Consider the following 12,704-nt stretch of genomic DNA (forward strand, 5'->3'; position numbering starts at 1 on the left):
CATCGGCCGCGCTCTTCCCGGCTGCTCCGTCATACCGGGCGGAGCGGATTAATCGTCCGAGTCGTTCGCGCTGGGGAATAGCATCTGGCAGACCTCGAGGTAGAGGGTCTCCGGATACGGGATGTACGGGACGGTCGACAACGCCTGGTCCTGACCGGCCGACTCCAGGATGAACTCCCCGTATCCCAGCATCCGGCCGAGCAGGGAGCGCTGGAAGCTCATGTCGGTCACCTTGGTGAGCGGCATCATCGCGACCTTACGCGTGATGAGGCCCGTGGTGAGCAGCATGCGTTTGGAAGTTACTACGAAGTAGTCAACTGACCATTCCGCGACTTTCCATACAAAGCGGATCAAGACGAGAAGCCAGGCCCACCAGACGACGAAGATGCCTCCGCCGGCGTCTTGATTGCTGAGCCACGTGCTGAGCAGTCCGGCGATGATGAGTCCGCCGAAGACCTCCGCGACGGGACGGAGCAGCACGGCCGGGTGGCGCCGCACCATGATGACCTGGTGTTCGTGGGGGAGCAGATAGCGGTTGACCGACGATGGGGCGGAGTCCCCATGGGTCACGAGTCTCATGACAGATGGGACACGAACTGGGCCAGGGAGTCGGCCGCGTCGAACACCGAGTCGAGGGCGCCCCGAACCGCGCCTGCCGCGTCATCCGGCCGTTTGAGCAGGAAGAATGCGACGAAGGCGATGGCGCCGTACTTCAGAACCTTCTTGACCTGCACTTCGGCCTCCAGCCACCACTCACCCACTGCACCCGACGTATACATTACCCACGCCCCTCGCGGGGTAAAGCGCATCGGCCCATCAGGTCTGACGCCGGCCGGAGGACCGGGGAGACCTGGGAGGACCGATGATGCGGGGGTTACTCGCGCCCGCTCGCGACCAGCGCGAGGACCTGGAGATGCTTGCGGGCGATCCGCTCGACCAGACCGGGATGGGCGTACCCGGTGATCTCCAGTGCGCCGTAGTGCGCCGCGTCGATGCAGCGGGTCACGGTGGCGGCCGGGTGGACCTCGGAGAACTCCTCCCGCAGCGTGGCGCTGACCTCCGCGTATGGGTCCGGGTCCGGGGCCGGGGTGTTTCGCTCGCTCACTGTTCTCCCTGAGATGCGTCCACGACCATCGGGATCGAGGGCGCGGAAGAGATGCTTCGGCACTCTTCGTACCCATGTAACGACAGATTGTAACGATGGGTTGGACGAATGCCCCGCCGACCCGCAGGAGAAAACAGGCGAGTCGTAGGGCAAGCGAGTGATTCCGGGCGGCTCTGTGACGCCGGAGAGTGACGGGCGTTCCGAGCGTGACCGAAGAGCCTCCGATCGCGGCCGGGAACGGCGTTTCCGGCGGGGAGGTGGATCCGGGCGGCGGGGGAGGTGGATCCGGGCGGCGGGGGAGGTGGATCCGGGCGGCGGGTGAGGTGGATCCGGGCGGCGGGTGAGGTGGGTCCGGGCGGCGGGTGCGGCTCAGACGACGCCGTAGAGGCGGTCTCCGGCGTCGCCCAGGCCGGGGACGATGTAGCCGTGCTCGTTGAGCCGCTCGTCGAGGGCGGCGGTCACCAGGCGGATCGGCTTGCCGCTGCCGGCGAACGCCTGGTCCATGTAGGCGATGCCCTCGGGCGCGGCCAGCAGGCACAGGGCGGTCACGTCGTCGGCCCCGCGCTCGAAGAGGAACTCGATCGCCGCGGCCAGGGTGCCGCCGGTGGCCAGCATCGGATCGACCACGTAGACCTGACGCCCGGACAGGTCGTCGGGGAGCCGGGTGGCGTAGGTCTCCGCCTTGAGGGTCGACTCGTTGCGGATCATCCCCAGGAAGCCCACCTCGGCGGTCGGCAGCAGCCGGGTCATCCCGTCCAGCATGCCGAGACCGGCGCGGAGGATCGGCACCACCAGGGGGTGGGGGTGCGCCAGCCGTACGCCCCGCGCCGGGGCGACGGGCGTCTGCACCGTCACCTCGCTCACCCGGACGTGCCGGGTCGCCTCGTAGGCGAGCAGCGTCACGAGCTCGTCGGCCAGCCGCCGGAAGGTCGGCGAGTCGGTGTTCTCGTCCCGCAGGACGGTCAGCTTGTGTGCCACGAGCGGGTGGTCAACGACCAGGGTCTCCATGGGGATAAACGGTATCCTCCAGGGCCGCTGAGGGGATAACGGACTACCCGTGACACGCCCACGGGGGAGATCTGATCACAATTTGGACGGACGTCGTACGACTGCAGCCCGGTTCTGGAAGCATTGGCCTCCGTACCAGGGCCGCTCGGTGGGGATGACGATGACAGACGAAGATGTGCTCGACTTCGCCATCGTGGTCTATCGCGAGGATGACCGGTGGGAAGCGGAGATGCTCCCCGTGGCGCTCACCTCCGATCTCCACGGGCTCATCCACGCCCTGCGCCAGCAGCCGAGCCTGAGCGGCACGATTGGCCTGGTCGCTGTGGGGGATGAGTTCTTCGTGGCGCTACGGGTGTTCGGCGAACGTGTCGAGGTCTTCCTCTCCGACATCGCCGCGTCGTGGGACTTCCCCCTCGCGCGGCAGGCACTGGAGTACCTCGACGTCCCGGTGCCCGACGAGGAAGAGCTCGATGCGATCCTCCAGGACGAGGAGACGGCGCTCCCCGCGGGAGACCTGTCGATCTTCGCCGACCTGGGGCTCGACGAGATGGAACTCGGTGTCCTGTCCGGGGACATCGACCTGCTCCCCGAGGACGTGCTGTCCAGCATCGCCGCCCGGCTGGGGTTCTCCGAGCCGTTCGAACGCGCCATCGACTCCATGTTCGGCTGACCTCGGGAGATCGGCCATGCCCTCCAGACCATCCGGCAGCAGCACCTTCTCGGCGGCCTTCGTCCGCACCCCGAAAGGCTGGAACGGCGCCGAGATCGACCTCGGCGAGGCCGAGATCGTCGACGACCTCGGCGACGCGGCGCAGGAGCACCTCGGGATCGAAGGGGACGAGCTGGCGCTGCTCTGCGTCGAGGTGGAGGACGAGTGGTTCGCGATCGTCCGCTATGAGGGCGACGCGGAGCCCCGCGCCTTCCTGTCCGACGCCCAGGCCGCGCTCACCGACGATCTCGGCGCGCTCTTCGGCGAGCTGGCCGGGGTGGCGCCGGGCGGAGACGCGCCCGAGCTGGGCGTACGGCCCGCGGGCGACTTCGAGCTCCTGAGCGACCTGGGACTGAGCCCCGAGGAGCTCATCGAGCTCAGCATGGAGGAGGGCGCGCTCCCCGCGGACACCCTCTCGGTGGTCGCCGAGCGGCTGGGTTTCGCCGACGAGCTCGACCGGCTCCGCTGACGGATCACGCTTGACCGATCACGCCTCCTCCCTTTCTCCCGCCGCGGCGGATCCCGGGTACGTCCCCGCGATGCGGTTGGCTCTGACGGAGGCCGTACGGGCCGGGGGGCGCGGCGAGGTGCCGGTCGGCGCGGTCGTCCTCGGCCCCGGCGGCGAGGTCCTGGCGCGGGCGGGCAACGATCGCGAGTCGCTGCGCGACCCCACCGCGCACGCCGAGGTGCTGGCCCTGCGGGAGGCGGCGCGGGCACGCGGGGAGTGGAGGCTGGGCGGCTGCACGCTGGTGGTCACGCTGGAGCCCTGCACCATGTGCGCGGGGGCGGCCGTGCTGGCCCGGGTCGACCGCGTCGTCTACGGCGCCGTCGACGCCAAGGGCGGGGCGGCGGGCTCGCTCTGGGACGTGATCAGGGACCGCCGGCTCAACCATCGCCCGGAGGTCGTCATGGGCGTGCTGAGCGACGAGTGCGCGGAAGTCCTGACCGAGTTCTTCGCCGCCCGCCGGTCGAGCGAGCAATAGCTGTTATCCGGTAAGCTGCTCGGCGGTGGTGTCGCCTAGTGGCCGAGGGCGCACGCCTCGAAAGCGTGTGATGGGGCAACTCATCCGTGGGTTCAAATCCCACCACCACCGCCATCGCCGAGGGCCTCCGTCCGGGAAACCGGTTCGGAGGCCCTTCGCGTATCCGGATCACGCGCGCGCCGGGATCGCGTCGCCCGCCGTGCAGAGCCCGCCCGCTTGCGCAGAGCGCGTTCGCCCGTGCAGAGCCCGCCCGTCCATGCAGAGCGCGTTCGCTCGTGCAGGACTCACGCGTCCGTGTAGGACCAGCCGCGCCACGACTCCACCGTGACGGAGACGACGGGGCCCTCGGGCGGGCGGGCGCGGTACTGGGCGTAGCGCGCGGTCAGGAGGGCGAGGGCGTGCGCGCGGGCGGCGGGGTCCTCTGCGATCGCCGCCCTGCCGTCCGCCCGCGCCCACCACAGCCGGGACCAGTCGTCGTCGTAGTGGTCCACCAGGAGGCAGACGCGGTCGTTCTCGGCGATGTTGCGCAGCCGGCGCAGGTCCATGGTGCGCTTGGGCTTGTGGTCGACGGCGAACACGATCGTGTCGCCGTCGGCGGCGTAGGTGACGGGCACCAGGTGGGGAACGCCGTGGCGGTCCGCGGTGGCCAGCTGCGCGACCCGCGCCAGGGCGAACCGCCGCCTCGCCTCGGTCTGGTCCATCCGTCTCCTCGACGCCGCACGGTGTCCTGCCCGGCACCGTACGGCGGAGCGGGGCCCACGGCTACTTCCGGGGGACGTCGCCGGTGCGGAGCCAGCGGGGCAGGAGCGCCTGGACGGCCGGGAGCGCCATCACCCGGGCGAAGGCCCCGGCGACGGCGAGGGCGGTCGCCAGGCCGGGCAGCGCCTCGGGGACGCCCGTCGCGTCCACGATCATGGGCAGTGCCACGGCGACGCCGATGGCGGTCTGCAGGGCCGTGCGGATTGCTCGCCTGGTGTCGTCGGTCATGAGTCTCCTGGGGATGACGGGGATGACCATGCCCCGGCCGGGGCGGGGGCACGGCTTCTGCCGGCCGGCGCCGTACCCCGCGAGAAGAGCGATCGCCTCTGGACATCCTGGGGATACCCCTTTGAGCTGCGGCAATCACGCAAGGTCAGGTGATCGTTCCTCGGAGGCGCGTGCCTTCCGCCGGGCGGAGGGCGCCGGCGGAATGCCGGGCGCTTCTGGGGGCAGGGGAGAAACCCCAGGCGGATGGAAGGGACGTCGGCAATGGACTTCAGAGACGATGTCCAGCTGGATACTTCGCAGGTCGAGAGTGGTGGCCGGGGACGTCTCCCCGGAGGCGGGCTCGCGGTCGGCGGAGGTGCGGCGGGAATCATCGCGCTCATCGTGGCGCTGATATTCGGGATCAACCCCGGCAACATCACCGGTGGCGACCCCGCACCGGTGGGCCCCAGCTCGAACCTGGGGGCCCAGTGCAAGACCGGCGAGGACGCCGACCAGAACGAGGAGTGCCGGGTCGTCGGCGTGGTCAACAGCATCCAGGAGTACTGGCCCAACGCCGTCGAGGGATACCAGCCGGCGAAGACCGTGCTGTTCTCCGGCGCGGTGAACACCGGGTGCGGCGCCGCCGACTCCTCGGTGGGGCCGTTCTACTGCCCGAACGACCAGCGGGTCTACCTTGACCTGAGTTTCTTCGACCAGCTGCAGAGCCGCTTCGGCGCGGAGGGCGGACCGTTCGCCCAGGCTTATGTGATCGGGCATGAATACGGCCATCACGTGCAGAATCTGACCGGCGTCCTGGGGCAGTCGCAGAGCGACCGGCAGGGGCCGGAGAGCGGGGCGGTCCGGGTGGAGCTGCAGGCGGACTGCTACGCGGGCGCGTGGGCCAAGAACGCTTACGAGACCGGGCTGTTCGAGAAGCCGTTCACCCAGGCCGACATCGAGCAGGCGCTGAGCGCGGCCGCCGCCGTGGGCGACGACAACATCCAGAAGCGCGCCCAGGGCCGGGTCGATCCGGAGGGGTTCACCCACGGCACCTCGGAGCAGCGCGTCAAGTGGTTCTCCACCGGCTACGAGACCGGTGACCCGCGGCGCTGCGACACCTTCTCCGGAGGAATTTGAGGAGGAATCGGAAGCCCTCTTTGCCCGTTCCCGTACGGCTTCCGCGACCGCTCCCGTGTCGCGCGAGAAAACAGGGGCGGGCAAAGAATCCGATTCTCTCCTAAAATATATGGGTGATCTTCAAGTTGATCGGCGATGGACGGCCTTACCCCGACCACGGCCTCTCGAATCGTGAGTGGGCCCAGATACCGCCGCGCCAGGTCCGGCTCGACGCTTTGGTCACCACGAAAGCGGTGCTCGACCTGCATTCCCTGCTCGCCAAGGACTCCACGTTCTACGGCGATCTCTTCCCGCACGTGGTGCAGTGGCGCGGCGAGCTGTATCTGGAGGACGGCCTGCACCGGGCCCTGCGTTCCGCCCTGCACCAGCGCTCGGTCCTGCACGCGCGGGTCCTGGAGCTCCGTTCGGACGACTGAGCCGCACCCGTTGCGAGATCCGTTCGGACGGTTGAGCCGTGTTCGCCGCTGAGCCCCACCCGTCGTGCGCCCGCTCCGGCGGCCCGGGTGTCACGGCGGGATCCGCGGCCGAGGCGCCCGGTCCGCGGCGCCGGTCCGGGGCGGAGCGAGACCCGGACTCCGGGGCGGAGAATCGGGACTCCGGGGCGGAGCGGGATCGGGGAGCGAGAGCCTGACCGGGCGCGGACGGGGATCGGGCAAGCCGGAGAACGCCAGAGGGGCTGGGCCGCAGCTGCGGCCCAGCCCCTCTGAGCTGGCGGAGGATAGGAGATTTGAACTCCTGAGGGGTTGCCCCCAACACGATTTCCAATCGTGCGCCCTAGGCCAACTAGGCGAATCCTCCGCCCGCAAGCTTAGCGGACTTCTGGCAGTGCATCGCACACCAATTCGCGGCATCGAGTACCGCGTCGTGGGGATAGACTGTCCCCGGACCCCTCGCGCGGCGTCATCCTGTGAACCTCCCCAGGGCCGGAAGGCAGCAAGGATAAGCGGGCTCTGGCGGGTGTGCGAGGGGTTCCTTCGTTGCAGGACCCCTCGCAGGCGGGAGCTCCCTGGATGAGTCTGGCGCTCTACCGCAAATACCGCCCCGGAACCTTCGCCGAGGTCAAGGGGCAGGAGCACGTCACCGAACCGCTGCGGCAGGCTCTGCGGAGCGGCCGGATCAACCACGCCTACCTGTTCAGCGGGCCCCGTGGATGCGGAAAGACCTCCAGCGCCCGGATCCTCGCCCGCTCCCTGAACTGCGAGCAGGGGCCGACCCCCGACCCGTGCGGCGAGTGCGAGTCGTGTGTGGCGCTGGCCCCGACCGGTCCCGGCCACCTCGACGTCATCGAGATCGACGCGGCCTCGCACGGCGGTGTGGACGACGCCCGCGACCTGCGCGAGCGGGCCTTCTTCGCGCCCGTGTCGGCGCGCTACAAGATCTACATCATCGACGAGGCGCACATGGTGACCCGTGAGGGGTTCAACGCGCTGCTCAAGCTCGTCGAGGAGCCCCCGCCCCACCTGAAGTTCGTCTTCGCGACCACCGAGCCGGAGAAGGTCATCGGGACGATCAAGTCCCGGACCCACCACTACCCCTTCCGGCTGATCCCGCCGACGGCGCTGCGCGCGCTCATGGAGGAGATCCTCACCGCCGAGGACGTCCCGTTCGAGCCCGCCGCGCTGCCGCTGGTGGTCCGGGCGGGCGCGGGCTCCGCCCGTGACTCGTTGTCGATCCTCGACCAGCTGTACGCCGGATCCGACGAGGCGGGCATCACCTACGCCCGCGCGGTATCCCTGCTCGGCTACACCGACGGAGACCTGCTCGACGACGTGGTCGACGCGTTCGCGGCGCGGGACGGCGCGCGCGTGTTCCAGGCGGTGAACCGGGTGGTCGAGGGCGGTCACGACCCCCGGCGCTTCGCCATGGACCTGCTGGAGCGCTTCCGCGACCTGGTGATCCTGGCCAACGTGCCGGAGGCGGCGAGCAGCGGCCTGCTCGACCGGCCCGCCGACGAGCTGGAGCGCCTCCAGGCGCAGGCGGCGTCGATGGGACCCGCCGACCTGACCCGGGCCGCCGAGGTCTTCAACACCGGACTGATCGAGATGCGCGGCGCGGCCTCGCCCCGGCTGCTGCTGGAGCTGATGTGCGCCCGGGTCCTGCTGCCCGGGGCGGCGCAGGGAGAGACGGCGCTGCTCGCCCGGCTGGAGCGGCTGGAGAAGAGCGGTGTCGCGGTCGCTCCGGTGGGATACGCCGCGCCGCCTCCCGCGGCGTACGCGCCCCCTGCGGCGTACGCGCCCCCTGCGGCGTACGCGGCTCCCGCCGGACACGCGGCTCCCGCCGTGCCCCCGGCTCCGTCTCCGCCGTCTCCGGCGCCTCCCGACGCCGCGCCGCCCGCCCGGGACGGGAGCGGCACGGCGGCGCGCCCGGACTCCGGCACGGCCCCCGGGGCGCCCGCCTCCCCGGCCCCGGCGGCCGGGGCCGACGACTGGCCCGCCCCCGTCAGGCCCGGCGTCGCCGCCACGGCGGAGGCGCCCGCTCCGTCCCAGGTCCAGACGCAGGCCCCGGCCCAGGTGCAGGCGCCGCCCATGTCCGGGGCGGAGGCCGGGACCGTCCAGCAGATGTGGCCGCAGGTGCTCGCCGCGCTCAAGCGGCGCAGCATCGTCGTCTGGGCGAACGTCAACACCAACGCCCAGGTCGTCGGAGTGGAGGGCAAGGTCGTCACGCTGGGGTTCACCCAGGTCGGCGCGATGAGGAACTTCACGGGCGGCGGCAAGGACACGGTCGTCGCGGCGGCGCTGCAGGACGTGCTGGGCGGCAACTGGAAGGTCGAGGCCGTCGTGGGCGGGTACGGCGGCGGCGCCCCCGCGTCCGGCGGCCGTCCCCCCGCCGCCCCGCCCCAGCCCCCGGCCCCCCGGCCGGAGCCGGAAACGCCCCGGTCCGACCCGTCGCCCTCGGTCCCCGCCCCGGCCGCCCCGCCGGAGCAGGAGGGCCGCCCGGCCCAGGCCCGGCAGGAGGCTCCGGTCGTCCGGGAAGACCGCGCGGCGCGGACGGCTCCGGCCTCCCCGCCCGCCCGCCAGGCCCCGGCCACCACGGATGAGTCCTGGCCGGACGAGCCCCTGCCGGAAGACCCCGGTTCGCCGCCCGCTCTCGGCCCGGGTCTGGCCGCCGCCCGCTCGGCGGCCCGGGCCGCAGCCCAGTCGGGTCCCCGCGCGGGCGGGAACAAGCCCGCGTGGCCGGACGCGATCCCGGGACGCGGCCCCGCTCCCGAGACCGACGAGGTCGACCCGCTGAACGACGCGGACGCCGACGTCGACGAGCTCAGCGGCATGGCCCTCATCCAGCGCGAGCTCGGCGGCCAGATCATCGAGGAGATCGACCACTCCTGACCGGCGTCCCGCCGCTGGTCAGGTGTCGCAGGCGGCCAGGCGGATGCGGGCGGTGACGGCCCGGGGATCGTCGGCGGGGAGTGCGGCGACGAGGCGTTCCAGGACGTGGACGTCGTTTCTGCCGTGCTGGGTGCCGACGTAGGTCCACAGGTCGTCCGCGGTGCCCCGGCGCAGGAGACAGGCGTGCACCTGGCCGTCGAGCTCCTCGCGCTCGCCGCGGATGGCGGGGGACTCGGAGCGGGGCAGCAGCGGGCCCCGGTAGACCTCGGCGACGCGGGCGGCGTCCCCGCCGGCGAGCAGGCGCTTGAGGGCCAGGAAGTCGGCCTCGACCGCGCAGGTCAGCCGGTACGGCTTGGCGGCCACGGCCGGGCCGAGCTGGCTGCGGAGACGGTGGATCTCGGCTCGGGCCGTGACCGGGTTGCCCTCGTCGCCGTACAGGTGGAAGGAGAGCTGGTCGGCGGTCAGGCCGCGGGGGTGCAGCGCGAGGAGGGCGAGGATCTCGGCGTGGCGCAGCGACAGCGGGATGCGCACCCCGTCCAGGCGGGCCGAGGGGTGTTCGGCGCCGAGGAAGGACAGGAACAGCCGGGGGGCGCAGGCCAGACCGGGGAAGCGGAGCAGGAAGCCGCCCTCCAGCGGTTCGAGGACGCCGGTCCGGCCGTCCGGCAGGGGCACCTCGCTGCCGGACCCGGGCAGCGTGATGCGGTCGCCCCATCCCGGGAGGCGGTTGCCCGCGACGATCCGGCCGGTGGAGGTGATCAGGGCGCCCGGCGCGCCGCGCAGCGCCCTCAGGCGGCACTCGTGACGGGCGCGGAACCGGTCGTCGCGCTCGCGCATGCGGAGCCGGAGGTGGCTCTCGGCCAGGCGCGCGGTCGTCTCGACGAGGGTGACGGTCGCCGGGTGCAGGGCGCTCATGATGCCGCTGATGTCGATGCAGCCCAGCACGTCGCCGCTGTCGGGGTCGGTGATCGGCGCCGACGAGCAGGACCAGGGGTGGAGCACGCTGAGCAGGTGCTCGGCCGAGCAGACGTGGACGGGGCGGCCGGTCGCCAGGGCGGTGCCGATGCCGTTGGTGCCGACCATCCGCTCGCCCCAGTGGAAGCCGTCGGCCAGGCCGACCTCGTCGGCGCGCCGCATCACCCGGCTGTTGCCGTCGCGCCAGAGCACCCGCGCCTCCGCGTCGGTGACGATGAGGACGTGGGCGGTCTCGTCGGCCACGCGCAGGAGCGTCCCGGTGATGAGCGGCAGCAGGTCGCCCATCGGGTGGGACGACCTGATGTCCCGGACGTCGCCGGGGGAGAAGGCGGGCGGGGCCGAGACGGTGCCGGGATCGACGCCCGCGGCCAGGGAGCGGCGCCAGGAGTCGGAGATCAGGCTCCGCGGGGCGGCGTCGCCGGGCGCCGGCCGTCCGTCCGTCAGCACCGCCTCGTGCAGGCGGCGCAGCCGCGCCGCGTGGGCGTCCGGATCGGTGATCCGTACGGAGGCCGGGGAACTCGCGGAGCTCGTGGAACTCGTGGAGCTCGGGCGGCCGCCGGTCATACGCACTCCCTGATGTCGAGCCGATGGCCAGGGCACCGGTGGGTGGGCACCGTGCCCTGCGCTCATTGAAGCAAACCACTGGTGCGCAACGTGAGGGAATGAACGCAACGTGTGTGCAACCCACGCTTCGTTACGGTGTGATCACGCACCGCCGAACGCGGCCGCTCCGGTGTTGCGACGCCGGGTCCCGGATGTCTGGAGGGGGGTCCGGGACCCGGCGTACGAGCCGTCTCCGTTTCCCGGCCGGCGCATGTGTCCTTTGGGAACAGTTCCCTGGCCGCACGCGCATCCCCGGGGAACACACGCCCGTGCCAGTGCACGACCCGGCTTTCACCCCGTAGGCTCGGTGACGACTGATGTCGTGGATGAGGAGCGCATGACGGTGAACCCAGGGGACGTCAACCTCCAGCAGTTGCTGGAGCAGGCACAGCTCATGCAGCAGCAGCTGGTGAGCGCCCAGCAGGAGCTGAACGACGCGGAGATCGAGGGTTCGGCGGGCGGGGGCCTGGTCGTCGCCACGGTCAACGGCGCGGGTGAGTTGCTGGAATTGAAGATCCGCCCGGAGGCCGTGGATCCCGGAGATCCCCAGGAGACGGCCGACACCATCGCCGACCTCGTCATCGCGGCGATCCGTGACGCCGTGCGGGCGGCGGCCGACATGCAGCAGGAGAAGCTCGGTCCGCTCGCCCAGGGGTTGGGCGGCGGGGGCGGGCTCGGCCAGCTGCCCGGGTTCTAGGCCATGTACGAAGGGGTCGTCCAGAACCTGATCGACGAGCTCGGCATGCTGCCGGGCGTCGGTCCCAAGAGCGCGCAGCGGATCGCGTTCCACCTGCTGGCCGCGGAGCCGACCGACGTCAAGCGGCTCGCGCACGCGCTGCTGGAGGTCAAGGAGAAGGTCCGCTTCTGCCGCGTCTGCGGGAACGTGGCGGCCGAGGAGGAGTGCCGGATCTGCCGTGACTCCCGGCGCGATCCCCATGTGATCTGCGTCGTCGAGGAGCCCAAGGACGTCGTCGCGATCGAGAAGACCCGCGAGTTCCGCGGCCGCTACCACGTGCTCGGCGGGGCGATCAGCCCGATCGACGGCGTCGGCCCCGACGACCTGCGCATCCGCGAGCTGATGACGCGCCTGGCCGACGGCCGGGTGACGGAGCTGATCCTCGCCACCGACCCCAACCTGGAGGGGGAGGCGACGGCGACCTACTTGGCCCGTCTGGTGAAGCCGATGGGTTTGAAAGTCACACGACTGGCCAGCGGTCTGCCGGTAGGCGGTGATCTCGAGTACGCCGACGAGGTCACCCTGGGCCGCGCGTTCGAAGGACGGAGGCTGCTGGATGTCTGACGAATGGAACGCATTCGCCGATCGCATCGCAGTGCACGCGCAGAACTATCTGGACGGCCTGTCCCGGCTGGCCGGCGGCGAGGGCGGAGACGCCATCCTGCCGCTGCTGCTGGTGGAGGTGGCGCAGGTCAGTTCGGCCGGCGCGCAGCTCGGCGCGAGCCAGGACGTGATCCTGTCCGGCAACTGGGAGCCGCACCTGAGCGAAGACCCGGACGTCGACGCCGTCCGTACGGCGCTCGCCGAGCGGCTGGGCCCGGTGGACGACTACGCCGAGGTCTTCGACCCCTACAAGGACACCTCCGTCACGCCGTACCGCCTCTCGGACGACCTGACCGCGGTGGCGGCCGACCTGATCCACGGCCTGAGGCACTACCAGGCGGGCCGCCCGCTGGAGGCGCTCTGGTGGTGGCAGTACTCCTACTTCAACACCTGGGGAAACCACGCGGGAGCGGCGATGCGGGCGCTCCAGGCGCTCGTCGCCCACACCCGGCTGGACGTGGCCGAAGAGCGCACGACGGTGTGATCGTCCACATAGTGGTCTAAACCAGGGGGAACATATCGGTGCGCCAGTAGACTGAGAGCTCCACAGCCCTAG

The 12,704-nt window shown here is 71.4% G+C and carries 16 protein-coding genes, 2 tRNA genes and 1 other RNA gene; 11 read left to right on the forward strand and 8 right to left on the reverse strand.

From position 1 onward, the window contains the following. Positions 1-48: 48 nt before the first annotated feature. From Plo01_RS08945 to upp, 4 genes are all read right to left on the reverse strand, one after another. Entirely contained in the window at positions 49-579 is a 531-nt protein-coding gene (locus Plo01_RS08945) for a PH domain-containing protein (RefSeq protein ID WP_203890043.1), read from the reverse strand. Beyond that, positions 576-761 carry a hypothetical protein gene (locus Plo01_RS08950; RefSeq protein WP_203890248.1) on the reverse strand — a complete coding sequence of 62 codons (186 nt, stop codon included), beginning with the start codon at positions 759-761 and terminating at the stop codon, positions 576-578. The genes Plo01_RS08945 and Plo01_RS08950 overlap by 4 nt, the downstream gene beginning before the upstream one ends. Before the next feature lie 113 nt (positions 762-874). Further along, on the reverse strand, positions 875-1,105 hold the full coding sequence (locus Plo01_RS08955; protein WP_203890044.1) for a hypothetical protein: 231 nt from the start codon (positions 1,103-1,105) through the stop codon (positions 875-877). A gap of 369 nt (positions 1,106-1,474) precedes the next feature. Further along, positions 1,475-2,113 (reverse strand): uracil phosphoribosyltransferase, encoded by a 639-nt coding sequence (upp, locus tag Plo01_RS08960; RefSeq protein WP_203890045.1) that lies wholly within the window; start codon positions 2,111-2,113, stop codon positions 1,475-1,477. Between the two features lie 160 nt (positions 2,114-2,273). Between upp and Plo01_RS08965 the strand changes: the two genes are divergently transcribed. The 4 genes from Plo01_RS08965 (at position 2,274) to Plo01_RS08980 (ending at position 3,919) form a co-directional block, all read left to right on the forward strand. Then, positions 2,274-2,783: a tRNA adenosine deaminase-associated protein gene (locus Plo01_RS08965; RefSeq protein WP_373871673.1), complete on the forward strand. Its 510-nt coding sequence runs from the start codon at positions 2,274-2,276 to the stop codon at positions 2,781-2,783. 16 nt (positions 2,784-2,799) lie between these two features. After that, on the forward strand, positions 2,800-3,291 hold the full coding sequence (locus tag Plo01_RS08970; protein WP_203890047.1) for a tRNA adenosine deaminase-associated protein: 492 nt from the start codon (positions 2,800-2,802) through the stop codon (positions 3,289-3,291). A gap of 70 nt (positions 3,292-3,361) precedes the next feature. Continuing rightward, positions 3,362-3,805 (forward strand): tRNA adenosine(34) deaminase TadA, encoded by a 444-nt coding sequence (gene tadA / locus Plo01_RS08975; RefSeq protein ID WP_203890048.1) that lies wholly within the window; start codon positions 3,362-3,364, stop codon positions 3,803-3,805. A gap of 24 nt (positions 3,806-3,829) precedes the next feature. Next, positions 3,830-3,919 (forward strand) — tRNA-Ser (locus tag Plo01_RS08980). Positions 3,920-4,089: 170 nt separating this feature from the next. Here Plo01_RS08980 and Plo01_RS08985 read toward each other — a convergent pair. Together Plo01_RS08985 and Plo01_RS08990 are read right to left on the reverse strand one after the other, a co-directional pair. After that, positions 4,090-4,506 carry a TIGR03668 family PPOX class F420-dependent oxidoreductase gene (locus Plo01_RS08985; protein WP_203890049.1) on the reverse strand — a complete coding sequence of 139 codons (417 nt, stop codon included), beginning with the start codon at positions 4,504-4,506 and terminating at the stop codon, positions 4,090-4,092. Between the two features lie 61 nt (positions 4,507-4,567). Next, entirely contained in the window at positions 4,568-4,792 is a 225-nt protein-coding gene (locus tag Plo01_RS08990) for a hypothetical protein (RefSeq protein ID WP_203890050.1), read from the reverse strand. A gap of 261 nt (positions 4,793-5,053) precedes the next feature. Here Plo01_RS08990 and ypfJ point away from each other — a divergent pair, with 261 nt between their 5' ends. After that, positions 5,054-5,908 carry a KPN_02809 family neutral zinc metallopeptidase gene (gene ypfJ, locus Plo01_RS08995; RefSeq protein ID WP_203890051.1) on the forward strand — a complete coding sequence of 285 codons (855 nt, stop codon included), beginning with the start codon at positions 5,054-5,056 and terminating at the stop codon, positions 5,906-5,908. Positions 5,909-6,021: 113 nt separating this feature from the next. Next, on the forward strand, positions 6,022-6,324 hold the full coding sequence (locus tag Plo01_RS09000; RefSeq protein ID WP_068928210.1) for a type II toxin-antitoxin system VapB family antitoxin: 303 nt from the start codon (positions 6,022-6,024) through the stop codon (positions 6,322-6,324). Positions 6,325-6,617: 293 nt separating this feature from the next. On the opposite strand, the gene Plo01_RS09005 is transcribed toward Plo01_RS09000, so the two are convergent. Continuing rightward, positions 6,618-6,706: transfer RNA gene (locus tag Plo01_RS09005), tRNA-Ser, on the reverse strand. 82 nt (positions 6,707-6,788) lie between these two features. Here Plo01_RS09005 and ffs point away from each other — a divergent pair. Beyond that, an RNA gene (gene ffs, locus Plo01_RS09010) (signal recognition particle sRNA small type) lies at positions 6,789-6,887 on the forward strand. Positions 6,888-6,918: 31 nt separating this feature from the next. Then, positions 6,919-9,234 carry a DNA polymerase III subunit gamma and tau gene (locus Plo01_RS09015; protein ID WP_203890052.1) on the forward strand — a complete coding sequence of 772 codons (2,316 nt, stop codon included), beginning with the start codon at positions 6,919-6,921 and terminating at the stop codon, positions 9,232-9,234. A gap of 18 nt (positions 9,235-9,252) precedes the next feature. Here Plo01_RS09015 and Plo01_RS09020 read toward each other — a convergent pair whose 3' ends face one another. Beyond that, positions 9,253-10,770 (reverse strand): GAF domain-containing protein, encoded by a 1,518-nt coding sequence (locus tag Plo01_RS09020; RefSeq protein WP_203890053.1) that lies wholly within the window; start codon positions 10,768-10,770, stop codon positions 9,253-9,255. Positions 10,771-11,152: 382 nt separating this feature from the next. On the opposite strand from Plo01_RS09020, the gene Plo01_RS09025 reads away from it, so the two are divergent. The 3 genes from Plo01_RS09025 to Plo01_RS09035 are packed head-to-tail and all read left to right on the forward strand — an operon-like array spanning position 11,153 to position 12,632. After that, positions 11,153-11,506, forward strand: coding sequence for a YbaB/EbfC family nucleoid-associated protein (locus Plo01_RS09025; RefSeq protein WP_203890227.1), 354 nt, complete (start codon positions 11,153-11,155; stop codon positions 11,504-11,506). A 3-nt stretch (positions 11,507-11,509) separates the two neighbouring features. Continuing rightward, positions 11,510-12,109, forward strand: a complete 600-nt coding sequence (gene recR / locus Plo01_RS09030) for a recombination mediator RecR (protein WP_203890054.1) — start codon at positions 11,510-11,512, stop codon at positions 12,107-12,109. Continuing rightward, a complete protein-coding gene (locus Plo01_RS09035; RefSeq protein WP_203890055.1) occupies positions 12,102-12,632 on the forward strand; it encodes a DUF5063 domain-containing protein in 531 nt (176 codons plus the stop codon). The genes recR and Plo01_RS09035 overlap by 8 nt, the downstream gene beginning before the upstream one ends. The last annotated feature ends 72 nt before the right edge of the window (positions 12,633-12,704 follow it).

The sequence above is a fragment of the Planobispora longispora genome (assembly GCF_016863135.1).
Taxonomy (GTDB): Bacteria; Actinomycetota; Actinomycetes; order Streptosporangiales; family Streptosporangiaceae; genus Planobispora; species Planobispora longispora.

Excerpts from the sequence above, each read along its gene's own strand:
- ypfJ (WP_203890051.1), top strand. The coding sequence starts at position 5,054 with ATGGACTTCAGAGACGATGTCCAGCTGGATACTTCGCAGGTCGAGAGT.
- Plo01_RS08965 (WP_373871673.1), top strand. The coding sequence starts at position 2,274 with ATGACAGACGAAGATGTGCTCGACTTCGCCATCGTGGTCTATCGCGAG.
- upp (WP_203890045.1), bottom strand. The coding sequence starts at position 2,113 with ATGGAGACCCTGGTCGTTGACCACCCGCTCGTGGCACACAAGCTGACC.
- tadA (WP_203890048.1), top strand. The coding sequence starts at position 3,362 with ATGCGGTTGGCTCTGACGGAGGCCGTACGGGCCGGGGGGCGCGGCGAG.
- recR (WP_203890054.1), top strand. The coding sequence starts at position 11,510 with ATGTACGAAGGGGTCGTCCAGAACCTGATCGACGAGCTCGGCATGCTG.
- Plo01_RS09020 (WP_203890053.1), bottom strand. The coding sequence starts at position 10,770 with ATGACCGGCGGCCGCCCGAGCTCCACGAGTTCCACGAGCTCCGCGAGT.
- Plo01_RS09035 (WP_203890055.1), top strand. The coding sequence starts at position 12,102 with ATGTCTGACGAATGGAACGCATTCGCCGATCGCATCGCAGTGCACGCG.
- Plo01_RS08945 (WP_203890043.1), bottom strand. The coding sequence starts at position 579 with ATGAGACTCGTGACCCATGGGGACTCCGCCCCATCGTCGGTCAACCGC.
- Plo01_RS09015 (WP_203890052.1), top strand. The coding sequence starts at position 6,919 with ATGAGTCTGGCGCTCTACCGCAAATACCGCCCCGGAACCTTCGCCGAG.
- Plo01_RS08990 (WP_203890050.1), bottom strand. The coding sequence starts at position 4,792 with ATGACCGACGACACCAGGCGAGCAATCCGCACGGCCCTGCAGACCGCC.
- Plo01_RS08970 (WP_203890047.1), top strand. The coding sequence starts at position 2,800 with ATGCCCTCCAGACCATCCGGCAGCAGCACCTTCTCGGCGGCCTTCGTC.
- Plo01_RS08985 (WP_203890049.1), bottom strand. The coding sequence starts at position 4,506 with ATGGACCAGACCGAGGCGAGGCGGCGGTTCGCCCTGGCGCGGGTCGCG.